At 69.7% G+C, this 23,979-nt stretch carries 16 protein-coding genes; 13 read left to right on the top strand and 3 right to left on the bottom strand.

The annotated features are described in order from the left end of the window. Window positions 1-22: 22 nt before the first annotated feature. Window positions 23-718 (bottom strand): phosphotransferase, encoded by a 696-nt coding sequence (locus G6N64_RS03245; RefSeq protein WP_163795577.1) that lies wholly within the window; start codon window positions 716-718, stop codon window positions 23-25. 45 nt (window positions 719-763) lie between these two features. Here G6N64_RS03245 and G6N64_RS03240 point away from each other — a divergent pair, with 45 nt between their 5' ends. Next, window positions 764-1,534, top strand: coding sequence for a lysophospholipid acyltransferase family protein (locus tag G6N64_RS03240; RefSeq protein WP_163795576.1), 771 nt, complete (start codon window positions 764-766; stop codon window positions 1,532-1,534). Beyond that, entirely contained in the window at window positions 1,534-2,346 is an 813-nt protein-coding gene (locus tag G6N64_RS03235) for an HAD family hydrolase (RefSeq protein ID WP_174266747.1), read from the top strand. Before G6N64_RS03240 ends, G6N64_RS03235 begins: the two co-directional genes overlap by 1 nt. A 4-nt stretch (window positions 2,347-2,350) precedes the next feature. Here G6N64_RS03235 and G6N64_RS03230 read toward each other — a convergent pair whose 3' ends face one another. Further along, window positions 2,351-3,904 (bottom strand): N-acetylmuramoyl-L-alanine amidase, encoded by a 1,554-nt coding sequence (locus G6N64_RS03230; protein WP_276018485.1) that lies wholly within the window; start codon window positions 3,902-3,904, stop codon window positions 2,351-2,353. 192 nt (window positions 3,905-4,096) lie between these two features. Continuing rightward, window positions 4,097-5,035: a hypothetical protein gene (locus tag G6N64_RS03225; protein ID WP_163795574.1), complete on the bottom strand. Its 939-nt coding sequence runs from the start codon at window positions 5,033-5,035 to the stop codon at window positions 4,097-4,099. A 259-nt stretch (window positions 5,036-5,294) separates the two neighbouring features. Here G6N64_RS03225 and glf point away from each other — a divergent pair, with 259 nt between their 5' ends. The 11 genes from glf (at window position 5,295) to G6N64_RS03170 (ending at window position 23,977) form a co-directional block, all read left to right on the top strand. After that, complete coding sequence (gene glf, locus G6N64_RS03220; protein ID WP_163795573.1) at window positions 5,295-6,593, top strand: UDP-galactopyranose mutase; 1,299 nt, start codon at window positions 5,295-5,297, stop codon at window positions 6,591-6,593. After that, a complete protein-coding gene (locus G6N64_RS03215; RefSeq protein ID WP_163795572.1) occupies window positions 6,590-8,536 on the top strand; it encodes a glycosyltransferase in 1,947 nt (648 codons plus the stop codon). Before glf ends, G6N64_RS03215 begins: the two co-directional genes overlap by 4 nt. Beyond that, window positions 8,533-9,105 carry a phosphatase PAP2 family protein gene (locus tag G6N64_RS03210; protein ID WP_163795571.1) on the top strand — a complete coding sequence of 191 codons (573 nt, stop codon included), beginning with the start codon at window positions 8,533-8,535 and terminating at the stop codon, window positions 9,103-9,105. Before G6N64_RS03215 ends, G6N64_RS03210 begins: the two co-directional genes overlap by 4 nt. Continuing rightward, the gene (locus tag G6N64_RS03205; RefSeq protein WP_163795570.1) at window positions 9,102-10,019 is read left to right on the top strand and encodes a decaprenyl-phosphate phosphoribosyltransferase; all 918 of its coding nucleotides are present in this window, start codon (window positions 9,102-9,104) and stop codon (window positions 10,017-10,019) included. The genes G6N64_RS03210 and G6N64_RS03205 overlap by 4 nt, the downstream gene beginning before the upstream one ends. Beyond that, complete coding sequence (gene aftB, locus G6N64_RS03200; RefSeq protein WP_281361480.1) at window positions 9,997-11,994, top strand: terminal beta-(1->2)-arabinofuranosyltransferase; 1,998 nt, start codon at window positions 9,997-9,999, stop codon at window positions 11,992-11,994. Before G6N64_RS03205 ends, aftB begins: the two co-directional genes overlap by 23 nt. 164 nt (window positions 11,995-12,158) lie before the next feature. Then, a complete protein-coding gene (locus tag G6N64_RS03195; RefSeq protein WP_163801404.1) occupies window positions 12,159-13,043 on the top strand; it encodes an alpha/beta hydrolase-fold protein in 885 nt (294 codons plus the stop codon). Between the two features lie 64 nt (window positions 13,044-13,107). Further along, complete coding sequence (locus tag G6N64_RS03190; RefSeq protein ID WP_246230909.1) at window positions 13,108-13,647, top strand: DUF732 domain-containing protein; 540 nt, start codon at window positions 13,108-13,110, stop codon at window positions 13,645-13,647. A 19-nt stretch (window positions 13,648-13,666) separates the two neighbouring features. Further along, window positions 13,667-14,677 carry a carboxylesterase Culp6 gene (gene culp6 / locus G6N64_RS03185; RefSeq protein WP_163795569.1) on the top strand — a complete coding sequence of 337 codons (1,011 nt, stop codon included), beginning with the start codon at window positions 13,667-13,669 and terminating at the stop codon, window positions 14,675-14,677. A gap of 290 nt (window positions 14,678-14,967) precedes the next feature. Beyond that, window positions 14,968-16,857, top strand: a complete 1,890-nt coding sequence (gene fadD32, locus G6N64_RS03180) for a long-chain-fatty-acid--AMP ligase FadD32 (protein WP_163795568.1) — start codon at window positions 14,968-14,970, stop codon at window positions 16,855-16,857. Between the two features lie 122 nt (window positions 16,858-16,979). Beyond that, complete coding sequence (gene pks13 / locus G6N64_RS03175; protein WP_246231181.1) at window positions 16,980-22,409, top strand: polyketide synthase Pks13; 5,430 nt, start codon at window positions 16,980-16,982, stop codon at window positions 22,407-22,409. Then, window positions 22,406-23,977, top strand: a complete 1,572-nt coding sequence (locus G6N64_RS03170; protein ID WP_163795566.1) for an acyl-CoA carboxylase subunit beta — start codon at window positions 22,406-22,408, stop codon at window positions 23,975-23,977. The genes pks13 and G6N64_RS03170 overlap by 4 nt, the downstream gene beginning before the upstream one ends. Window positions 23,978-23,979 lie beyond the last annotated feature (2 nt).

The following is a 23,979-nucleotide window of genomic DNA, read 5'->3' as shown; positions in this document are numbered from 1 at the left end:
GGGGTGTGACTGCACCACGAGTCTAGCCCGCCGGTGCGCCCAGGCCCTCATCGAAGGCGTCCCACGCCCAGCGGTAGTAGGCGATGCGGTCGGCGTCGGGCGCCACCCCGTACGCGTCGAGTAACACGCCCGCGACGTCGTCGCCGGGGAAGTTCCAGCCCAGCGAGAGCGTCGCGATGGCCAGGTCCGCCCACCTGTCGGCGACGCCCAGGTCGCCGAGGTCGACGTGGCCGGCGAACCCGCCGTCGTCGGCGAGCAGCGTGTTCGGCGCGCAGGCGTCGCCGTGGCAGACGACCGTTCGGTCCGCGGCGGGGGCATCCGCGGGGACCCAGGTCGGCCGCCCGAACGGGCAGTCGGCGACCGGCAGCGCGTCGTGCAGGCGCCGCAGCCCGACACCGATGGCACGGGCGGCGACACGGGGCTCGTCGGTCCAGCGGCGATCGACCGCCGAGCGGCCTGCCAGTCCCGCGGTGTGCAACCAGCCGGGACCGGACGCCAGGACGCGCGGTACCGGGGCGAAGGAGCCGGCCCAGCGCAGTCGCGGCACCTCGGCTGCCAGGACCGACGACAGGGCATCCGTCTTGACGTACTCGGCGCCGGAGTCGATCGCGAAGGTGGTGCCACCCAGTTCGTTGACCCAGACGGCGCGCACCGTCCTGCCGTCCGCGATCCGGGCGACGACGTCGGGTACCGGCACCGGTCCGGTGGGGAAGCTCACGCTCCGCAGCATTCCAGGTGAGGGCCACGCACTAGGCTGGCCGTCGTGGAACCCGTATACGGCACCGTGATCCAGGTTGCTCGCCTGGTGTGGAAGCTACAGGGCCTGAAGTTCACGGTCACCGGCGTCGAGAACCTGCCGGTGAACGGTGGTGCGGTGATCGCGATCAACCACACCAGCTACTTCGACTTCACGTTCGCCGGGCTCCCGGCCTTCAAGCAGGGCCGCGGCCGCAAGGTGCGGTTCATGGCGAAGCGGGAAGTGTTCGACAGCAAGGTCTCGGGTCCCATCATGCGGGCCCTGCGGCACATCCCGGTCGACCGGGAGAGTGGCGCCGCGTCCTTCGCGGAGGCGTGCCGGCGGCTCGAGGAGGGTGAGTTCGTCGGCGTCTACCCCGAGGCGACGATCAGCCGCAGCTTCGAGATCAAGGAATTCAAGTCGGGGGCGGCGCGGATGGCGATCGCCGCCGACGTGCCGATCATCCCGCACGTCGTGTGGGGCGCACAGCGCGTGTGGACCAAGGGCCACCCCCGCAACATGCGGCGGCCCAAGGTGCCCATCACGATCGCCGTCGGCGAGCCGATCCAGCCGACGCTGCCACCCTCGGAGTTGACGGCGCTGCTGCACTCCCGCATGCAGCATCTGCTCGAGCAGGTGCAGACGTCCTACGGCGCGCATCCCGCCGGCGAGTTCTGGGTGCCGCACCGGCTTGGAGGTGGCGCGCCGACGCTCGCCGAGGCCAACAAGCTGGACGCCGACGAGGCCGCGGAGAAGGCGGCGCGTCGTGCGCAGCGGCCGGAGGCGGGGCAGGTCTGATGCTGCCCGCCCTGATCGCCACCGACGTCGACGGCACGCTGCTCGACGACCAGGAGCACGTCACCCCGCGCACGCGTGCGGCCGTGCACGCCGCCGTGGACGCGGGTACGCAGTTCGTCCTCGCCACGGGCCGCCCGCCGCGCTGGATCTCGCCGGTGGTCGACTCGCTCGGCATCGCGCCGATGGCCGTGTGCGCCAACGGCGCCGTGCTGTACGACGCGGCGGCCGACCGGATCATCTGGGCGCGGACGCTGTCGTCGGACCAACTGACCGAACTCGCCGAGGTCGCCACCCGGCTCATCCCCGGCGCCGGCCTCGCGGTGGAACGGGTGGGCCGCAGCGCGCACGACGCCGCCACCCCGCAGTTCGTCAGCTCACCGGGCTACGAGCACGCCTGGCTCAACCCCGACAACACCGAGGTGTCGCTGGCCGACGTGCTCGGCGCCCCCGCGGTGAAGCTGCTGATCCGCAAGTCGGGTGCGCGCAGCGCCGACATGCTGGCCGCGCTGGCACCCCACGTCGGGCTGATCGGCGACCTCACGTACTCGACGAACAACGGTCTCATCGAGGTGGTGCCGCTGGGCATCAGCAAGGCGACCGGGGTCGACGAGGTGGCCACCCCGCTGGGCATCACCGCCGAGGACGTCATCACCTTCGGCGACATGCCCAACGACGTCCCGATGCTGCGGTGGGCGGGGTTGGGCGTCGCGATGGGCAACGCCCATCCGGAGGCCATGGCCGCGGCCGACGAGGTGACCGCACCGAACACCGACGACGGGCTCGCGCGCGTGCTCGAGCGCTGGTGGCTCTAGGCGCTCACTGCAGTCCGATCGGGGTGAACCGCTCCAACTGCACGGGCGGTCCCGGGTTGGCGGCCTTCGGGAGTTCGAGGGGCACGCCGTCGATCACCCTCGTGACCGTGCCCTTCTCGCGGTCGAAGTTGAGCGTGCCGTGCTGGAAGTTCTGCACGATCCACAGCGGTTCCTGGATCTCTCCGCTGGTGGGCAGGCCGAGTGCGCCCCGCTCGAAGCCGAGTGACGCCCACGCGTCGTAGATCGCGCCGGTCACCGGTTCGGCGCCGCTGGTGGGCGACCAGTACACGGCGCCGCGCTGGAAGTTGACGTAGCGGGCGTCGTCGCCGCCCGACGCCTCCGGGGACACCGGCACGCCGAGCGGGCTGGTGTCGCCGCCGATCTGGGCCCACTTGGCGAAGATCGCACCGCCGCGCAGGGAGTCGGCTAGCGTCTCTGGTCCCGGGGGCATTGCGAAGTGGGCGGCGGTGTCCCGCAACAGGTTCATCTCGGCGTACGCGGCGTTGCCGGGGCATTCTGTGTTGCCGACGTCGCGGTGGGTGAAGATCGTGGGAAGCGTCGGCGCGACCCCCCTGGGGAAGTGGGTGAACCGGCCTCCCTCGGAGGTGAGGACGACGGTGCCCAGCGGGTCGACGTGGTCGAGGCCGAGTCGCCAGCCGAGCAGCCGACCCGTGGTGCGCAGCTGGATCGGCGTCGGGGGCACCGTCTCGAAGTTGCCCATCATGGCCACACCCCAGGTGTTCTGGTTGAAGCCACCGGTGTGGGCGCCCTCGACGGGACGGGTCATGCCTCCGGCGCGTCCCTCGAACACCTGGCCGAACTTGTCGACGAGGGCGTTGTACGCCATGTCGCACCAGCCCAGCGTCCGCGTGTGGTACTCGTAGATCGACTTGACGATGCCTGCGCTGTCCTGCGGCTCGTAGTCGTTGCTGCCTGCGGTGTGGTGCACGACGCCCGCGCGAACTCCGTTGTCGTACACGGTGTTTCCGCACTTCATTCCTTCGTCCGCGCCCCACTTCGCGCGGTCGATTATGGCGGGCGCCTGACCGGGTGCGGTGGCGGCGGCGGGTGGCTCCCACTGGATGTCGACGGGCGCCTGCGGCGGGCTGATCAGGACGGCGTTGAAGCTCGGCACGGTGGGCTGTTCGACGTTGACCGGGCGGTACCCCAGGCCGGGTCCGGCGGGGCCTCCCGGTGCGGGGCCGGAGGGCTGAGCGCCTGCGGGGCGGGTGACCGCGATCTGCACGTGGGTGGTGCTGCCGACGAACACCGGGTCGGTGCCCTGGGTTCCGGAGTCGCCCTCGCCGACCCCGTCGAGCGTCTCGGCCTCGTACCAGGGACCCCATGAGCCGTCAGCTCGTTGCGCGCGCACCCGCGCGGACGTGCCGGTCAGATCGCTCGCGGTGAGCGCGACCATGGAGAAGGGGGTGTCCTGGCGGACGTCGCGGACGGTCTCGCCGCCGCCTATGCCGTCCAGCGGCTTCTCGACGAGCAGTAGCGGATCGACGTTCGGGGACGGGATCGGACCGGACGAGTCGTCGACGGCCCAGGGCAGCATGATGACCGTGGCCACGACTGCTGAGAACAGCAGCGAGGGAACGGACCTGCGACTCGGCACGGCCCGATGTTACGTATGGGGCAGCTGTTACCAGTGTTTCGACACACTAAACCTGGCGGGGAAAAATCGGCGCCGCGCGCAACGACACCGCAGAGCAGCTGAGTGCTTCTGCGGTGCCGTTTCGCGGTGGGTCTACGGAGTGGGCACCGCCGCCGCGGCGGCGGCAGGGGCTGCGGCAGCTGCGGCGGGAGCCGCGTTCTGCATCGCCGATGTGATCGCGGGCATCACCAGGCCCTTGAGCAGGTCGATGGCCTGTCCTGCGCCGAGCGACTGCGCGGCGCTCGAGAGATCGCTGACCAGGCCACCGCCGCCCGTCGGCGCTGCCGCCGGCAGGCCCAGGGACGGATCGCCGAGGATCGGGTAGCTCCCGGACAGCGGATCCAGGCCGATCGGATCGGCGATGGGGATCTCGCTGACGCCCGGCAGGCCGGTGGCGCTGGCGACCGGGGTCAGGCCCGGGCTGGTCAGCGCCGGGTTCAGCCCAGCCGTCGCGGTGCCCGGTGTGGTCAGGCCCGGGGTCGTGAGCCCCGGTGTGGTCAGGCCCGGCGTGGTGAGACCGGGCGTCGTGAGCCCCGGAGTGGAGAGTTCGGGCGTCGTGAGACCGGGCGTGGTGAGCCCCGGCGTCGTCAATCCCGGCGTCGTCAGCCCGGGCGTGGTGAGGCCCGGCGTCGTCAACCCCGGCGCGGTCAACCCCGGCGCGGTCAGGCCGGGGGCGGTCAGGCCGGGGGCGGTCAGGCCCGGCGCGGTCAGGCCGGGGGAGGTGAGACCCGGCGACGCGAGGCCGGGCGACAGCAGCGACGATGCGCCGGCCGGTGCGCCGGCACCGCCGAGGAGGCCGGTCAGCGGCGGCAGGTTGATGCCGAACTGCGACAGGCCCTGCGACAGGGCGCCGATCAATTCGTTGGGCAGGTCGGTGACGAGCGCGGCCTGGACGAACTCACGGTGCTGGGGTGCGGCGGTGTCCTCGGCGGACAAATCGGACATGGCGACCAGGGCAACTGGACTTGCGACGGCCAAGGCGGCGACTGCGCTCATGGCTGTCGAGAGCTTGCGTCGACGTCGGTTGGGCACGGAAGTCTCCTAGAGATAGTGCGCCGCTTGTGGGACGACTGTGTGAAGTGAATCTTGCGTAATCGGTCTTTCGTTCATCGGCGGAGGTCGAATCCGCTTGACGCGAACCACCAATCCCGACGCGGTCGATGTTACGTATGTGACTAGTGAGACTGGAGGTACGTTGCGCAATCGTGAGCCAATTGCGACCTGATACGCATCGGGACGGCGCGCGGTGGAATTCGGGGACGCCGGGTCTCGTCGGATACCCTTGCCACCGATGACCACCCCGATCACCCCGGTCCCCTCGGTGGAGCCGCGCTTGCGTGGACAGCCCTCCGGTACCGCCGAATCCTCGGCCGCCGGGCCTTCGTCCGCCGGCGAATACGACCTCATCGTCGTCGGCTCCGGCTTCTTCGGCCTGACGATCGCCGAGCGCGTGGCCACCCAACTGGACAAGCGCGTCCTCGTCCTCGACCGGCGCCACCACATCGGCGGCAACGCCTACTCCGAGCCCGAACCGACCACGGGTATAGAGGTGCACCGCTACGGCGCCCACCTCTTCCACACCTCGAACCAGCGGGTGTGGGACTACGTGCGGCAGTTCACCGACTTCACCGGCTACCAGCACCGCGTGTTCGCCATGTACGACGGGCAGGCCTACCAGTTCCCGATGGGTCTGGGCCTGGTGTCCCAGTTCTTCGGCAGGTACTTCACCCCCGACGAGGCCAGGGCGCTCATCTCCGAGCAGGCCGCCGAGATCGCGACCGCCGACGCCCAGAACCTCGAGGAGAAGGCGATCTCGCTGATCGGCCGGCCCCTGTACGAGGCGTTCGTCAAGGGCTACACCGCCAAGCAGTGGCAGACCGACCCCAAGGAACTGCCCGCCGCCAACATTGCCCGCCTGCCGGTGCGCTACACGTTCGACAACCGCTACTTCAACGACACCTACGAGGGCCTGCCCGTCCACGGCTACACGGCCTGGCTGGAGAACATGGCCTCCGACGAGCGGATCGAGGTCCGGCTCGACACGGACTGGTTCGCGGTCCGCGACGACCTGCGGGCGCAGAGCCCCGACGCCCCGGTCGTCTACACCGGACCGCTGGACCGGTACTTCGACTACGTCGACGGCAAGCTCGGCTGGCGCACGCTGGACTTCGAACTCGAGGTGCTCGAGACCGGGGACTTCCAGGGCACGCCGGTGATGAACTACAACGACCCCGAGGTGCCCTACACCCGCATCCACGAGTTCCGGCACTTCCATCCGGAGCGGGCCTATCCGACGGACAAGACGGTCATCATGCGGGAGTTCTCCCGCTTCGCCGACGACACCGACGAGCCCTACTACCCGATCAACACCGAGTCCGACCGTGAGGTGCTCGCGTCCTACCGGGGCCGCGCGAAGACCGAGACCGCCGCTGCGAAGGTGCTGTTCGGCGGCAGGCTCGGGACGTATCAGTACCTCGACATGCACATGGCGATCGCCAGCGCGCTCAACATGTACGACAACACGTTGGCGCCGCACCTGCGAGATGGCGCGCCACTCACCGACACGGGAACAGAAAGCAGCAGAGCATGAGTGACACCCCGTCCGGCGCGCTCGGCGCCGGACCGTCCAAGGCCGTCAGCCTGCTGTCGCGCGTGATCCTGCCGCGTCCCGGTGAGCCGCTCGACGTGCGCAAGCTCTACATCGAGGAGTCGACCACCAACGCTCGGCGGGCGCACGCGCCCACCCGCACCACCCTCGAGATCGGTGCGGAGTCCGAGGTCTCGTTCGCGACGTACTTCAACGCGTTCCCGGCGAGCTACTGGCGCCGCTGGTCCACCCTCGAGTCGGTGGTCCTGCGCGTCGAACTCACCGGCAGCGCACGCATCGACGTCTACCGCTCGAAGGCGACCGGCGCCCGCATCACCGTGGGTGGCAGCGAGGCCAGCAGCGCGGGCACCGACGGCACCGCCTCCGTCGAGTTCGAGGTCGGCCTCGACCCGTTCGAGGACGGCGGCTGGGTGTGGTTCGACATCACCACCGACACGAGCGTGACGGTCCACAGCGCGGGGTGGTACGCGCCGGTCGCGGCGCCGAGCCGGGCCAGCGTCACCGTGGGCATCCCGACGTTCAACAGGCCCGCCGACTGCGTCAACGCACTGGCCGCGCTCACGTCGGACCCCCTCGTCGACGAGGTCATCACCGCGGTGGTCGTCTCCGATCAGGGCACCAAGAAGGCCAAGGACCATCCCGGCTTCGACGAGGCGGCCGCCGCGCTCGGCGACCGGCTGTCGGTGCACGACCAACCGAACCTCGGCGGATCCGGTGGCTACAGCCGGGTCATGTACGAGGCGCTGAAGAACACCGACTGCGAACAGATCCTGTTCATGGACGACGACATCCGCATCGAGCCCGACTCCATCCTGCGTGCTCTGGCGTTCAACCGGTTCGCGAAGATCCCGACGCTCGTCGGCGGGCAGATGCTGAACCTCCAGGAGCCGTCGCACCTGCACGTCATGGGCGAGATGGTCGACCAGTCGAACTTCATGTGGACCAACGCGATCAACACGGAGTACGACCACAACTTCGCCAAGTATCCGCTCAACGACGAAGAGGAATACCGCAGCAAGCTGCTGCACCGCCGCGTCGACGCCGACTTCAACGGCTGGTGGATGTGTATGATCCCCCGCAGCGTCGCCGAGGAACTCGGACAGCCGCTGCCGCTGTTCATCAAGTGGGACGACTGCGAATACGGCTTGCGCGCAAGCGAACACGGCTACCCGACCGTCACGTTGCCCGGCGCGGCGATCTGGCACATGGCGTGGAGCGATAAGGACGACGCCATCGACTGGCAGGCCTACTTCCACCTGCGCAACCGTCTGGTCGTCGCCGCCATGCACTGGGACGGCAGCATCTCCGGCCTCATCGCGAGCCACATGAAGGCGACGATCAAACACCTTCTCTGCCTTGAGTATTCGACGGTGGCCATCCAGAACAAGGCCATGGACGACTTCCTGGCCGGCCCCGAACACATCTTCTCGATCCTGGAGTCCGCGCTCCCCGACATCCGCGCGATGCGTCAGGAGTACCCCGACGCGGTGGTGCTGCCGAGCGCGACGACGCTGCCCACGCCGTCGGACAAGCGGTGGCGCAAGAAGATCAAGATCCCCGTCGGCCCGGTGGCCATCTCGCTGCGCCTGGCGCGCGGCGTCGCACACCAGCTCACGGCGCACGATCCGCAGCACCACGAGCGGCCGCAGATCAACGTCGCCACGCAGGACGCGCGATGGTTCTCGCTGTCGAAGGTCGACGGCGTCACCGTCACCACGGCCGACGGCCGCGGCGTCGTGTACCGCCAGCGGGACCGCGAGAAGATGTTCGAGCTGCTGCGCGAGTCGGCGAAGCGGCAGGCCGCGCTGGCCCGCAGGTTCAACCGGATGCGCCGGGTGTACCGCGAGGCGCTGCCGGTGCTGTCGAGCACGCAGAAGTGGGAAGAGGTTCTGCTGCCTGCCGCGGAGAGAACCACCGCCCGATGAGCGTCGACGCCTACCGGGCGCCGCACGGTGAGGACGCCGTCCTCGTCGCGGTCCAGCACGCCATCGCGGGGCGTCCCGGCGTCCTGCCCGGCGCGCGTGGGCTGTCGCACTTCGGTGAGCACAGCGCCGGATGGGTCGGGGTGGCGGTCGTCGGAGCGCTGGCCCAGCCGAGCCGGCGGCGGGAGTGGTTGACCGCGGGCGCGGGCGCCTTCGTCGCGCACGCCGCGGCCGTGGTGATCAAGCGGATCGTCCGGCGCACCCGGCCCAACCATCCCGACGTGTCGGTCAACGTCGGCACGCCCAGCAGCCTGAGCTTCCCGTCCGCACACGCCACGTCGACGGCGGCGGCGGCCATCCTGCTCGGCCGGGTCACCGGACTGCCGCTGCCGTGGCTGCTGGTGCCTCCGATGGCGCTGTCGCGGTTGGTCCTCGGCGTGCACTACCCGACCGACGTCCTCACCGGTGTGGTCGTCGGCGCGGCGGTGGCGAACGCCGTCGGCGCCCTCGCCGACCGCGTCGAGGTTCCCCCTGCGGTGAAGTTCGTGGCGTCGAAGGAGACGGCTAGGTGAGCGAGGAAGCGCAGGAGGTCTCGGGCCCGCCCAAGACCCTCGCCGGCGGCATCGTCAAGGCGATCCGTCCCCGACAGTGGGTGAAGAACCTCCTGGTGCTCGCGGCGCCGTTGGCCGCGATCGGCGTGGACTCCCAACTCGACTATCCGAAGGTCCTCCTCAACGTCGGCATTGCGTTCGTCGCGTTCAGTCTCGCGGCGTCGTCGATCTACCTGATCAACGACGCGCGCGACGTGGAGGCCGACCGCGAGCACCCCACGAAGCGGTTCCGTCCGATCGCGGCCGGCGTGGTGCCGGTCAACCTCGCCTACGGCCTGGCCGTCGTGCTGGCCGCCGCGTCGCTGGGCGTCTCGTTCCTCTCGACGCCGAACCTGGCGATCGTCATGGCGATCTACATCGTGATCCAGCTGGCGTACTGCTTCGGTCTCAAACACCAAGCGGTGCTGGACATCTGCATCGTGTCGTCGGGCTTCCTGATCCGTGCCATCGCGGGCGGCGTGGCCGCCGACATCCCGCTGTCGCAGTGGTTCCTGCTGATGATGGCGTTCGGCTCGCTGTTCATGGCCGCGGGCAAGCGCTACGCGGAGCTGCAGCTCGCCGAGCGGACCGGCGCGAAGATTCGGAAGTCGTTGGAGCGCTACACCAGTACCTACCTGCGGTTCGTGTGGACGCTCTCGGCCACCGCCGTCGTGGTCTGCTACGGGCTGTGGGCGTTCTACCGGGACGGGCCGGCGGGCGGGTCGTGGTTCGCCGTGTCGATGATCCCGTTCACCATCGCGATCCTGCGCTACGCCGTCGACGTCGACGGCGGGCTGGCCGGCGAGCCCGAGGAGATCGCGTTCGGCGACCGGGTGCTCCAGTTCCTGGCCTTGGCGTGGATCGGAACCATCGGTGCCGCAGTCGTCTTCAGCTGACGGGCGAGCGACGCAGGCGGCGGGCCGCCTGCTGCGTGGCCCCTCGTTCCCGTTCACCGCGAGCGTGCGGTTCAGCCTGTGGATCGGCGTCGTCGCGGTCGCCGCGCTCTTCGGCTGGGGCGCCTGGCAGCGCAGGTGGATCGCCGACGACGGTCTGATCGTGCTGCGCACGGTGCGGAACCTGCTGGCGGGCAACGGCCCGGTGTTCAACGCCGGCGAGCGGGTCGAGGCCAACACGTCGACCGCGTGGAGCTACCTGGTGACGTTCTTCGCCTGGGTGGGCGGTTCGGTGCAACTCGAGTACGTGGCGCTGGCGCTGGCGCTGACCCTGAGCATCGCCGGCGTGGTGTTCGCGATGCTGGGCACCGGTCGGCTCTACGCCCCGGGGCTGCGGGGCAGGCGCGCGCTGCTGCTGCCCGCCGGAGTGCTGGTGTACGCGGCCATCCCGCCCGCCCGCGACTTCGCCACCTCCGGGCTCGAGAACGGGCTCGTCCTGGCCTATCTCGGCCTGCTCTGGTGGATGATGGTCTGCTGGTCGCAGGCGTTGCGCGCGCAGCCGGGCCCCGGCGACCAGGCGCACACCGCGGGCCGGCCGTTCGAGGCGGCGCTCGCCTTCGTCGCCGGCCTGAGCGTGCTGGTGCGTCCCGAGCTGGCGCTCGTCGGCGGCGCCGCCCTGGTGATGCTGCTGCTCGCGTCGCCCAACTGGCCACGGCGCATCCTGATCCTCGTCGCCGGTGGCCTGCTGCCCATCGCCTACCAGATCTTCCGGATGGGGTACTACGGCCTGCTGGTCCCCGGTACGGCGATCGCGAAGGACGCGACCGGCGCCAAGTGGGACCAGGGGTTCACCTACCTGGGCAACTTCAACCAGCCCTACCTGCTGTGGATCCCGCTCATGCTGCTCGGCGCCGTGGGTCTGGTGATGTTCGCGACGCGGACCATGCCGTGGTGGAGCACCCACCAGCCGCCGCGCGGCGTCAGCCGGTTGGCCCGCACCGTGCAGAGCCCGCCCGCAGTGGTGGCGTTCATGGTCCTCAGCGGCGTCCTGCAGGCGGTGTACTGGGTCCGGCAGGGTGGCGACTTCATGCACGGCCGCGTCCTGCTGACCCCGCTGTTCTGCGTGCTGGTGCCGATCGCGGTGATCCCCGTGGTCCTGCCCGACGGCACCCGGTTCACCCGCGTGGGCGGGTTCCTGCTCGCCGGGTCGACGACCGCGATGTGGTTGGCGATCGTGGGTTGGGCGGCGTGGGCGGCGAACTCTCCTGGGATGGGCGCGGACGCCACCCGGGTGACCTACACCGGCATCGTCGACGAGCGCCGCTTCTACGCCCAGGCCACGGGCCACGCGCACCCGCTGACCGCCGCCGACTACCTCGACTACCCCCGCATGCGGGCGGTGCTGACCGCGATCGACGACACGCCGGATGGCGCGCTGCTGCTGCCGTCCGGCAACTACGACCAGTGGGACGTGGTCCCCGCCAAGCCCCCGCCACCGCCCCGGCCGCCCGGCTATCGCGGTCCGCACACCGTGTTCTTCACCAACCTGGGCATGCTGGGCATGAACGTCGGCCTCGACGTGCGCGTGATCGACCAGATCGGTTTGGCGAACCCCCTGGCGGCCCACACCGAGCGCCTCGGGGACGGCCGCATCGGGCACGACAAGAACCTGTTCCCGGACTGGGCGGTGGCCGAGGGTCCGTTCCTGACGGAGCGTCCGTACGTCCCGTCCTACATCGACGAGGACTGGATCGCCCAGGCCGAGGCCGCCCTGAAGTGCCCGGACACCGAGGCGCTGCTGACGTCGGTGCGGGGGCCGATGGGACCCCGTCGCTTCCTGTCCAACCTGGTGCACTCGTTCGAGTTCAACTCCTACCGGATCAACCGGGTGCCGCTGTACGAGTTGGCGCGCTGCGGGCTGCCGGTGCCGCCGCCGAAGACGCCGCCCTACACGGGGATGCCGCCGACCGGCCCGTGATCGACCGCCCGCTCGGGCAGCGGCCTCCCACCGGCCCTTTCGAGCCCGGCTCGTGTCGTGATGTGATTCACTACAACGCGGTACGGGCGGGGGATTCGGCAAAGCAACGAGTTCGTTGAAAAGCGACGGCCGAGACGACGAGTGAAGACGAGGTTGCGATGACGATGCGTTCGGTCCTGTCCCGCACGGTGTGTGCGCTGGCCCTCCTGACGGGTCTGGTGCTCGCAACCCCGCAGAGCGCCGGCGCCGCGGGCCCCGAGATGCTGATGGTGCCGTCGGCCGCGATGGGCCGCGACATCCCGGTGGCGTTCCAGGGTGGTGGGCCGCACGCGGTCGTGCTGCTCGACGCGTTCAACGCCGCTCCCGACGTGAGCAACTGGGTCACCGCGGGCAACGCGATGAACACGCTGGCGGGCACCGGCATCTCCGTGGTCGCCCCCGCGGGTGGCGCCTGGAGCATGTACACCAACTGGGAGCAGGACGGCAGCAGGCAGTGGGAGACCTTCCTGTCGAGCGAGCTACCCGACTGGCTGGCCGCGAACAAGGGTCTGGCCCCCGGCGGTCACGGGATCGTGGGCGCCGCCCAAGGCGGATTCGGTGCCGTGGCGATGGCGACGTTCCACCCGGACCGGTACCGCTTCGCGGGCTCGCTGTCGGGCTTCCTGAGCCCGGAGCGCACCGGCTACGACGGTGCGATCACCGCGGGGCTGGCGCAGTACGGCGGCGTCGACATCCGCAACATGTGGGGGCTGCCGCAGCTCGGACGCTGGAAGTGGCATTCGCCCAACGTGCACGCGCAGCTGTTGGCCAACAGCAACACTCGGCTCTGGATCTTCAGCCCCGCGACGACGACCTGTAGCGACCCGGCCGCGATGATCGGCTTCTGCGACCAGGCCCAGGGCACCAACCGGTTCTTCTACCAGAGCTACCGCACCGCGGGCGGGCACAACGCGCACTTCGACTTCCCGCCCGGCGGTCAGCACGACTGGGGTACCTGGGCGCCGCAGTTGGCGGCGATGGCCGGAGAACTGGTCGCCACGATCAAGTAGCCCGGCCGGCGCCCTGGCAAAGCGTTCTCCGGGGCCCGTGTGGACAGCCGGTACGTTGGACGTCGTGCGTGACGAGGGTGCCCCGACGGCGGGCGCGAGCAGACGGTGGTGCGAACTGCACCGTTGCTCGCGGCTGCGCTCGACCGGTGCGGCGCTGCCGATGTCGCTCGTGGTCGCGTTCGCCGCGCTCTCGGTGAGCGCCTGCGGGATGAGCGGCGAGGACGTGATCGCCACGATGGGTCTTCCCACGTCGGCCACCGCGGGCCCCGGTTCGGACGCCCAGGCGATCTCCCAGATGCCGCCGGGGCAAACCGGCGGCGTCGCCGGAGCCATCCAGGTGACGCCCAAGCAGCGCGCCTACCTCGATGCCCTGACCCGGGGCGGCGTCGACCCCTCGAGCGAACTGACCGCGCTCAGCATCGGGTCCTACGTCTGTCAGGCGCACGCGGCGCACCAGTCCGATCAGGCCGTGTGGGACTTCGTCGTGCCGATGGTCCGCGACGACGTGCGTGATTCGACCCCGGGCTCCGAACCGCTGCCTGCCGGTCAGGTCGACTCGGTGACCGCCGACTACATTCGCATCGCCACCGATCGACTCTGCTAGCAGGAGACCACGTAAAGACATGGCCACCACCCGCGGGCGCAAACGCCACCGCATCCTCGCCCTCGCGGCAGCCGGCGCCGTCGCCGTACTGGTCGCCGTCGTCGTCGCGGCCGTCGTCGTCTGGCTGCGGCAGCCCGAGACCCCACCGAGCGCGGTCCCGCCGAGCGCGGCACCTCCGACGGGGACGGCACCCAGCACGGGCAAGCCGCGGCCCGAGTTCCAGGATGCGAGCTGCCCCGACGTCCAGATGATCTCGATCCCCGGGACCTGGGAGTCGTCCCCTCAGATGGATCCGCTCAACCCGACGCAGTTCCCGATCGCGCTGCTGCTCAACGTGAGCAACCCGCTGCGCGGCGAGTTCGACGGGCAGCGGCTGGGGGTGTACACCGTCCCCTACACCGCTCAGTTCCACAATCCGTTCTCTGCGGACAAGCAGATGTCGTACAACGACAGCCGGGCCGAGGGCACCAGGGTGACGCTCGACGAGATCAAGCGCGTGAACGAGGCCTGCCCGCTGACCAGCTTCGTGTTCGTCGGCTTCTCGCAGGGCGCGATCATCGCCGGCGACATCGCCAGCGACATCGGCAACGGCCGTGGGCCCATCGACCAGGATCTGGTCCTCGGGGTGACGCTGATCGCCGACGGTCGCCGTCAGGAGGGCGTCGGTGTCGACGTCGGACCCAACCCGCCGGGGCAGGGTGCCGAGATCACGCTGCACGAGGTGCCGATGCTCAAGCAGCTCGGCCTCGACATGACCGGCCCGCGACCGGGCGGGTTCGGCGAGCTGAACGACCGCGTCAATCAGATCTGCGGGACCGGCGACCTGATCTGCTCCGCTCCGGAGGGTGCGTTCTCGATCGCGAACCTGCCCCAGACGCTCGCGACGCTGTCCGGTGGCGCCGCCGCGCCGGTACACGCGCTGTACAACACGCCGCAGTTCTGGAACGTCGACGGTCAGCCGGCGACGGTGTGGACGCAGAACTGGGCGCGGGATCTGGTGCAGAACGCTCCGGCGCCGAAACACGGTTGAGTCACGATTGGCCATCGCGTGTGGCCCGGGATTTGGCCCCGGTGACGTGGTCACCTAACATTAAGAGAAGCGTAAGAGCGGTTCCGAAGAGAAGCCGGTCGTCCCGTCACCAGGGTGTCGGTTCGGCGATCCCGGATAACCCAGGAACCGCCCGGTAGAATTCCAAGGGTTTGGCATCTGCGCGCGAGCATTGCTCGAGGCTTTCCGCTCGGGGTTTCCGGTGCCGCCCCGAATGAACCACCGCGAGTCATCGGCGATGCCCGTGGATGCGGTCTGACAGGAGAAGCGACATGGGATTTCACAACCCGTTCCTCAAGGACGGACTGATCAAGTTCCCGGACAACGGGAGCCTGGTCAAGCACGTCGAGAAGTGGGCCAAGGTCCGGGGCGACAAGCTCGCCTACCGGTTCCTCGACTTCTCGACCGAGCGCGACGGCGTCGCCCGGGACCTGCACTGGGCCGAGTTCAGCGTTCGCAACAAGGCCGTCGGCGCCCGACTGCAGCAGGTCACCCAACCCGGTGACCGCGTCGCGATCCTGTGCCCGCAGAACCTCGACTACATCGTGGCGTTCTTCGGCGCGCTGTACTCGGGCCGCGTCGCGGTGCCGCTGTTCGACCCGTCGGAGCCCGGCCACGTCGGACGCCTGCACGCCGTGCTCGACGACTGCAAGCCGTCGGCGATCCTCACCACCACCGCGGCCGCCGAGGGCGTCCGGAAGTTCTTTCGCAGCCGGCCCGCCAACGAGCGACCGCGCGTCATCGCGGTCGATGCCATCCCCGACGAGGTCGGCGTCACATGGGAGCAGATCCCGGTCGACATCGAGACCGTCGCCTATCTGCAGTACACGTCGGGGTCGACGCGCATCCCGACCGGTGTGCAGATCACCCACCTGAACCTGGCCACCAACGTCGTGCAGATCATCGAGGCGCTCGACGGCGAGGAGGGCGACCGCGGTCTGTCCTGGCTGCCCTTCTTCCACGACATGGGTCTGATCACCGTGCTTCTGGCCCCGATGATCGGCCACTTCTTCACGTTCATGACCCCCGCGGCGTTCGTCCGCAGGCCCGGCCGCTGGATCCGCGAGATGGGTCGCAAGCCCGACGACATCGGCAGCGTCATCTCGGTGGCCCCGAACTTCGCCTTCGATCACGCCGCGGCCCGCGGCGTGCCCAAGGACGGCGAGCCGCCGCTGGACCTGTCCAACGTCAAGGCGCTGCTCAACGGCAGCGAGCCCATCTCCGCGGCCACCGTGCGCCGGTTCAACGACGCGTTCGGGCCGTTCGGATTCAAGCCCCAGGCCGTCAAGCCGTCATACGGGCTGGCCGAGGCCACGCTGTTCGTGTCGACGACGCCGATCGGTGGCACCCCGACGATCGTCCACGTCGACCGTGAGGCCCTGAACACGGGCACCTTCACCGAGGTCGACGAGAGCGCCGCCAGCGCCGTCGCCCAGGCGGGTGCGGGCATCGTGGGCATTGCCGAGTGGGCGGTCATCGTCGACGCCGAGACGGCGACCGAACTCCCCGACGACCAGATCGGGGAGATCTGGATCAGCGGCCAGAACATGGGCACCGGGTACTACGGCAAGCCGCAGGAGACCGTCGAGACGTTCCAGAACACCCTCAAGTCCCGCACCAACCCGTCGCACGCCGAGGGCGCGGCCGACGACGCGACGTGGGTGCGCACCGGTGACTACGGCGCCTTCCACAACGGCGAGCTGTTCATCACCGGTCGCGTGAAGGACCTCGTCATCATCGACGGACGCAACCACTACCCGCAGGACCTGGAGTACTCCGCGCAGGAGTCCACCAAGGCGCTGCGCGTCGGCTACGTCGCGGCGTTCTCGGTGCCGGCGAACCAGTTACCCGACGAGGTGTTCGCCAACGCGCACGCCGGTCTCAAGCGAGATCCCGACGACACCAGCGAACAACTCGTCATCGTCGGCGAGCGTGCGCCCGGAGCGCACAAGCTCGACCCGGGACCCATCACCGACGACATCCGCGCGGCGATCGCCGTGCGGCACGGCGTCACGGTGCGGGACGTGCTCCTCACCGCCGCGGGCGCCATCCCCAGGACCTCCAGCGGCAAGATCGGCAGGCGCGCGTGCCGCACTGCCTATCTCGACGGAAGTCTGCGCGCCGGGAAGATCGCCAACGACTTCCCCGACGCGACTGACTAACAGCCAAACGCGAGCCGCTCGGCGGCGAGAGTGAAGTGATCATGAGCGACGAACTGATTCCCGCCAACGACGACGCGACGACGCCGTTCGCCCCGGCCGTCGACCAGCCGGCCCGGACCGACATGACGGTGACGGAGCTGCGAGAGTGGCTGCGCAACTGGATCGCCAACGCGACCGGCCAGAACGCCGACTCCATCGACGAGTCCGTCGCCATGGTCGAACTCGGATTGTCCTCGCGCGATGCCGTGGCGATGGCCAGCGACATCGAGGACCTCACGGGCGTCACGCTCACCGCCACGATCGCCTTCCGGCACCCGACCATCGAGTCGCTGGCGACGGTCATCGTCGAGGGCGAGCCGGAGATCGACCTCGACGCGGCAGCCGACGAGGACTGGTCCCGTCCGGGCGGCCCGATCGAGGACGGCCGGCTGAACATCGCCATCGTCGGCGTCGGCACGCGCTTCCCGGGCGACATGAACACTCCCGACGAGATGTGGGAGGCGCTGCTCGAGGGCCGCGACGCCATCACCGACGTTCCCGAGGGCCGGTGGTCGGAGTTCCTCTCCGAGCCCCGCATCGCCGAGCGGGTGGCCCGGGCGCGTACGCGCGGCGGCTACCTGTCGGACATCAAGGGCTTCGACGCCGAGTTCTTCGCGCTGTCGAAGATGGAGGCCGACAACATCGATCCGCAGCAGCGGATGGCACTCGAACTCACGTGGGAGGCGTTGGAGAACGCCAGGGTTCCGGCGTCGATGCTGCGCGGCGAGAACGTCGGCGTCTACGTCGGCAGCTCGACCAACGACTACATGATCATGGCGCTGTCCGATCCGTCGGTCGCACACCCGTACGCGATCACCGGCAACTCCAGCGCGATCATCTCGAACCGGGTGTCGTACTTCTTCGACTTCCGCGGGCCGTCGATGACCATCGACACCGCCTGCTCGTCGTCGCTGGTGGCCGTCAACGAGGGCGTGAAGGCGCTGCGCGCCGGTGACGCCGACGTCGTGGTCGCCGGTGGCGTCAACGCGCTCGTCACCCCGATGGTGACGGTCGGCTTCGACGAGGTCGGCGGCGTGCTCGCGCCCGACGGCCGGATCAAGTCGTTCTCCGCGGACGCCGACGGCTACGCGCGCTCCGAGGGTGGCGGCATGCTGGTGCTCAAGCGCCTCGAGGACGCGCGGCGCGACGGCGACGACGTGCTGGCGATCATCGCCGGCGGCGCGGTCAACCACGACGGCCGCTCCAACGGTCTGCTCGCCCCCAACCCCGACGCTCAGGAAATGGTGCTGCGCAACGCCTATCGCGACGCAGGCATCGATCCGAAGACCGTCGACTACGTCGAGGCGCACGGCACCGGCACCATCCTCGGTGACCCCATCGAGGCCGACGCGCTGGGTCGCGTCATCGGCCGTGGCCGCGCGGCGGACAAGCCGGCGCTGCTGGGTGCGGTCAAGTCCAACCTGGGTCACCTGGAGTCCGCAGCCGGTGCGGCAAGCCTGGCCAAGGTGGCGCTGTCGCTGAAGCGCGACAAGCTGCCGCCGTCGATCAACTACGCCGGACCCAACCCCTACATCGACTTCGAACGCGAACACCTCAAGGTCAACGACGTCGTCAGTGACTGGCCGCGCTACAGCGGGCACGCCGTCGCCGGCGTCTCGGGCTTCGGGTTCGGCGGCGCCAACGCGCATCTGGTGCTGCGTGAGGTGCTGCCGGAGGACCTCGTCGAGCCGGAGCCGCAGCCCGACGTCGTGGTCGTCACGCCGGCCAACGACGACGCCGGCGCGGTGTACGTCGGTGGCGTCCGGATGGACGAGTACGGCGAGTTTGTCGATGAGCCGCTTGCGCGAAGAGAATTCAGCCTCGACGACGACGACGAGGACGCGGAGTTGAGCGTCACCGCCGGCGCCGAGTCCGACGAGCCGGAACTGCCCGGGCTCACCGACGAGGCGCTGCGTCTGCTGGAGGTGGCGCGCGAAGAACTCGAGGCCACCGAGCCGACCAACGCGCTGGTGCCGCTGGCCGTCTCGGGCTTCCTCACCTCGCGCAAGCGGTCCACGGCCGCCGAACTGGCGGACTGGATCGAGAGCCCCGACGGTCAGGCCACGAGCCTGGAGGCCATCGGCCGGTCGCTGTCGCGGCGCAATCACGGCCGCTCCCGGGCGATCGTGCTGGCCCACGATCACGCGGAGGCCGTCAAGGGTCTGCGCGCCCTGGCCGAGGGCAAGCAGAGCCCCCTGGTGCTCGCCGCCGACGGCCCCGTCACCAACGGACCCGTCTGGGTGCTCGCCGGATTCGGCGCGCAGCACCGCAAGATGGGCAAGAACCTCTACCTGCGCGACGAGGTGTTCGCCGACTGGATCAACAAGGTCGACGCCTACGTCCAGGACGAGCGCGGCTACTCGGTCGTCGAACTCATCCTCGACGACTCGCAGGACTACGGCATCGAGACCACGCAGACGGTGATCTTCGCCATCCAGGTCGCCCTCGGCGAGACGCTGCGTGCGCACGGCGCGAAACCCGGTGCGCTGGTGGGCCAGTCGCTCGGCGAGGCGGCCGCCGCCTACTTCTCCGGCGGGCTCTCGCTGGAGGACGCCACGCGCACCATCTGCTCGCGCGCCCACCTGATGGGCGAGGGCGAGGCGATGCTGTTCGGCGAGTACATCCGGCTGATGGCGCTCGTCGAGTACTCGGCCGAGGAGATCAAGACGGTCTTCTCGGACTACCCCGACCTCGAGGTGTGCGTCTACGCGGCGCCGACCCAGACCGTCATCGGCGGTCCGCCCGAGCAGGTCGACGCGATCATCGCGCGTGCCGAGTCGGAGGGGAAGTTCGCCCGCAAGTTCCAGACCAAGGGTGCCAGCCACACCCAGCAGATGGACCCGCTGCTCGGCGAACTCGCCGCCGAAATCCAAGGCATCGAGGCACTTCCGCTGCAGACCGCCTACTACTCGACGGTGCACGAGGGCAGCCTCGTCCGCGCGGGGACCGACGCAATCCACGACGTCGACTACTGGAAGAAGGGCCTGCGGCACAGCGTGTACTTCACGCACGGCATCCGCAACGCCGTCGACAACGGGCACACGACGTTCCTGGAGTTGGCGCCGAATCCGGTGGCGCTCATGCAGGTCGGGCTGACGACCGCCAGCGCCGGTCTGCACGACGCGCAGCTCATCGCGACGCTCGCGCGCAAGCAGGACGAGGTCGACTCGATGACCACGGCCATGGCGACGCTGTTCGTCTACGGCCACGACCTCGACTTCCGGACGCTGTTCTCGAAGGCGGAGAACCCGGAGACGGACTACGCGGCGATCCCGCCGACCCGGTTCAAGCGCAAGCCGCACTGGCTCGACGCCCACTTCACCGGTGACAGCTCGGCCGTGATGCCGGGCAACCACGTCGCGACGCCGGACGGCAGGCACGTGTGGGAGTACGTGCCGCGCGCCGCCACCGATCCGGTCGCGTTGGTCAAGGCCGCTGCGGCGCAGGTGCTTCCGGATGCCACGCTCACCGCCTCCGAGCAGCGTGCGGTGCCCGCCGACGACGCCCGGCTGGTGACCACCCTGACCCGCCACCCCGGTGGCGCGACGGTGCAGGTGCACGCACGGATCGACGAGTCGTTCACCCTCGTCTACGACGCGATCGTCACCCGTGGCGGTGTCGCGAGCGCGCTACCCGCCGCCGCCCCCGCGGGCACGGCGGTGGCCACCGACGCCGCCGTCGCTCCGCAGGCTCCCGTCGAGGAGCCCGCCGACGACGCGGCGATCCTGTCCGACAACCTCACCGCCGGTGCGGGACTCGCGGCAGGATTCAAGAAGTGGTCGCCGGACAGCGGGGAGACCATCGCCGAACGGCTGGGCACCATCGTCGGCAGCGCCATGGGCTACGAGCCCGAGGACCTGCCGTGGGAGGTGCCGCTGATCGAACTCGGTCTGGACTCGCTAATGGCAGTCCGCATCAAGAACCGCGTCGAGTACGACTTCGACCTGCCGCCGATCCAGTTGACCGCCGTCCGCGACGCGAACCTGTACGCGGTCGAGCGGCTGATCCAGTACGCGATCGACCACCGCGACGAGGTGGTGGAACTGGCCGAGCAGCAGAAGGGCCAGACCGCCGAGGAGATCGCCTCGGCGCAGGCCGAGCTGATGGGCGGCGCCAGCACGGTCGCCGAACTCGAGGCCAAGCTCGCCGAGGCAGGTCACCCGATCGCCGCGGACGCCAAGGAGACGACACCGGATCCCGTCGCCACCGATGCCGCACTGGTGCCCGCGCCTCCGACCAACCCGACGGGCCCCGCGGTCCCGCCGCCGCCGACCAACCCGACCGGTCCGGCCGTCCCGCCGCCGCCGACCAACCCGACGGGTCCGGCCGCTCCGAGCGCCGCGACCGCGACCGCTCAGGTGCTCAACCAGAAGGCCGTCGCCGAGGCGCTCAACTCCGACGTGCCCCCGCGTGACGCCGCCGAGCGCGTGACGTTCGCGACGTGGGCCATCGTCACCGGCAAGTCGCCGGGCGGCATCTTCAACCCGCTGCCGACGCTCGACGACGCGTCGGCCGAGAAGATGGCGCAACGCCTCACCGAGCGCGCCGAGGGCACCATCACGGCAGACGACGTGCGCAGGGCGCAGACAGTCGAGGAGCTGGCGTCCACGGTGCGCGAGTTCCTGGAGGCAGGTGAACTCGACGGCTTCGTCCGGACCATCCGCAAGGCCGAGTCCGACGACCAGGTGCCCGTCTACGTGTTCCACGCTGCGGGCGGGTCGACGGTCGTCTACGAGCCGCTGCTGAAGCGGCTCCCGCCGGGCACGCCGATGATCGGGCTGGAGCGCGTCGAGGGCACCATCGAGGAGCGGGCGGCGCAGTACGTGCCGAAGCTGCTCGAACTTAATGGCTGGATCGACGGAGAGAAGGGCAAGCCGTTCTTGCTGACCGGCTGGTCGCTGGGTGGCGCACTGGCGTACGCCTGCGCGATCGGGCTCGAGCAGGCGGGTGCCGAGGTGTCGTTCGTCGGGCTCATCGACTGCGTGCTGCCGGGTGAGCCGATCCTGCACACGCAGGAGGAGACCCGCAAGCGCTGGGACCGCTACGCGAAGTTCGCGGAGAAGACGTTCAACGTGCAGATCCCGGAGATCCCGTACGAGGATCTGGAGAAGCTCGACGACGCCGGACAGGTGCAGTACGTGCTGAACGCGGTCGGCGAGGCCGGCGTGCAAATCCCGGGCGGCATCATCGAGCACCAGCGGACGTCGTACCTGGACCAGCGGGTGCTGGCGACGGTCGACATCAAGCCGTACGACGGGCACGTCGTGCTGTACATGGCCGACCGCTACCACGACGACGCCATCACGTTCGAGCCCGCATATGCGACCCGCAAGCCCGACGGCGGGTGGGGCGAGTTCACGAAGGACCTCGAAGTGGTGCCCATCGGGGGCGAGCACATCCAGGCCATCGACGAGCCGTACATTGCGAAAGTAGGTGCCCACATGAGCGAAGCGATCAGTCGGGCACAGAGCGAGTCGTCCCACCGCACCCCGGCCGAGAGCGAGCAGAAGTGACCGAAGCCGCCACCCCCGCGAAGCCGCACACCACGGCCGAGAAGCTCGCCGATCTGCGCGCGCGACTCGAGCTGGCCAAGGACCCCGGCGACGAGAAGGCCAGGGCCCGGCGCGACAAGAAGGGGATCCCGTCGGCACGGGCACGGATCCACTCGCTGCTCGATCCCGGCACCTTCCTGGAGATCGGCGCGCTGGCCAAGACCCCGGGTGACCCGGGTGCGTTCTACGGGGACGGCGTCGTCACCGGCCACGGTCTGATCAACGGCCGCCCGGTGGGCGTGTTCAGCCACGACCAGACCGTCTTCCAGGGGTCGGTCGGCGAGATGTTCGGCCGCAAGGTGGCCAAGCTGATGGAGTGGGTGGCGATGGTCGGCTGCCCGATCATCGGCATCAACGACTCCGCGGGTGCCCGCATCCAGGACACCGCGACGTCGCTGGCGTGGTACGCCGAGCTGGGCCGCCGTCACGAGCTACTGCGCGGGCTGGTGCCCGAAATCTCGCTGATCTTCGGCAAGTGCGCCGGCGGCGCGGTCTACTCGCCCATCCAGACCGACCTGGTCGTCGCGGTTCGCGATCAGGGCTACATGTTCGTCACCGGCCCTGACGTCATCAAGGACGTCACCGGCGAAGACGTCTCGCTCGACGAACTCGGCGGCGCCGACGCCCAGGCGAGGTACGGCAACATCCACCAGGTGGTGGAGTCGGAGTCCGCGGCGTTCCAGTACGTCCGCGACTACCTGAGCTTCCTGCCCGCCAACACCTTCGACGAGGCGCCGATCGTCAACCCCGGCCTCGAGCCGGAGCTGACGCCGTTCGACTACGAACTCGACGCGATCGTGCCCGACGCCGACAACACGGCCTACGACATGCACGAGATCCTGCTGCGGATCTTCGACGACGGCGACGTCTTCGAGGTCGCCGAGCAGGCCGGTCCCGCGATCATCACGGCCTTCGCTCGCATCGGCGGCCGTCCGGTCGGCGTGATCGCCAACCAGCCGATGTACATGTCGGGCGCGATCGACAACGAGGCGTCCGACAAGGCCGCCCGTTTCGTGCGCTTCTGCGACTCGTTCAACACGCCGCTGGTGTTCGTGGTGGACACCCCGGGCTTCATGCCGGGCGTGGAGCAGGAGAAGGGCGGCATCATCAAGCGGGGTGGCCGCTTCCTGAACGCCGTCGTCGAGGCCGACATCCCGAAGGTCACCATCACCATTCGCAAGTCTTACGGCGGCGCGTACGCGGTGATGGGTTCCAAGCAGCTGACGGCCGACCTCAACTTCGCGTGGCCGACGGCACGCATCGCGGTGATCGGCGCCGACGGTGCCGCCCAGTTGCTGGTGAAGCGGTTCCCCGATCCGACCGCACCCGAGGTGCAGAAGATCCGCGCGGACTTCGTCGAGGGCTACAACGCCCACCTCGCGGTGCCGTGGATCGCCGCCGAGCGCGGCTACATCGACGGGGTCATCGAGCCGCACCAGACGCGGCTGCTCCTGCGCAGCGCGATGCGGCTGCTGGCCGACAAGCAGATCTCGCGCGTGCAGCGCAAGCACGGCCTGACGCCGATCTAGTC

The organism is Mycolicibacterium sediminis, assembly GCF_010731735.1.
GTDB classification, from domain to species: Bacteria; Actinomycetota; Actinomycetes; order Mycobacteriales; family Mycobacteriaceae; genus Mycobacterium; species Mycobacterium sediminis.
This window is presented reverse-complemented; position numbering and strand designations above follow the sequence as displayed.

Bases quoted from the DNA above. Each gene is read 5' to 3' on its own strand.
- fadD32 (WP_163795568.1), top strand. From the start codon at position 14,968: ATGGGATTTCACAACCCGTTCCTCAAGGACGGACTGATCAAGTTCCCG.
- G6N64_RS03215 (WP_163795572.1), top strand. From the start codon at position 6,590: ATGAGTGACACCCCGTCCGGCGCGCTCGGCGCCGGACCGTCCAAGGCC.
- glf (WP_163795573.1), top strand. From the start codon at position 5,295: ATGACCACCCCGATCACCCCGGTCCCCTCGGTGGAGCCGCGCTTGCGT.
- culp6 (WP_163795569.1), top strand. From the start codon at position 13,667: ATGGCCACCACCCGCGGGCGCAAACGCCACCGCATCCTCGCCCTCGCG.
- G6N64_RS03230 (WP_276018485.1), bottom strand. From the start codon at position 3,904: ATGCTGCCCTGGGCCGTCGACGACTCGTCCGGTCCGATCCCGTCCCCG.
- G6N64_RS03195 (WP_163801404.1), top strand. From the start codon at position 12,159: ATGCGTTCGGTCCTGTCCCGCACGGTGTGTGCGCTGGCCCTCCTGACG.
- G6N64_RS03235 (WP_174266747.1), top strand. From the start codon at position 1,534: ATGCTGCCCGCCCTGATCGCCACCGACGTCGACGGCACGCTGCTCGAC.
- pks13 (WP_246231181.1), top strand. From the start codon at position 16,980: ATGACGGTGACGGAGCTGCGAGAGTGGCTGCGCAACTGGATCGCCAAC.
- G6N64_RS03210 (WP_163795571.1), top strand. From the start codon at position 8,533: ATGAGCGTCGACGCCTACCGGGCGCCGCACGGTGAGGACGCCGTCCTC.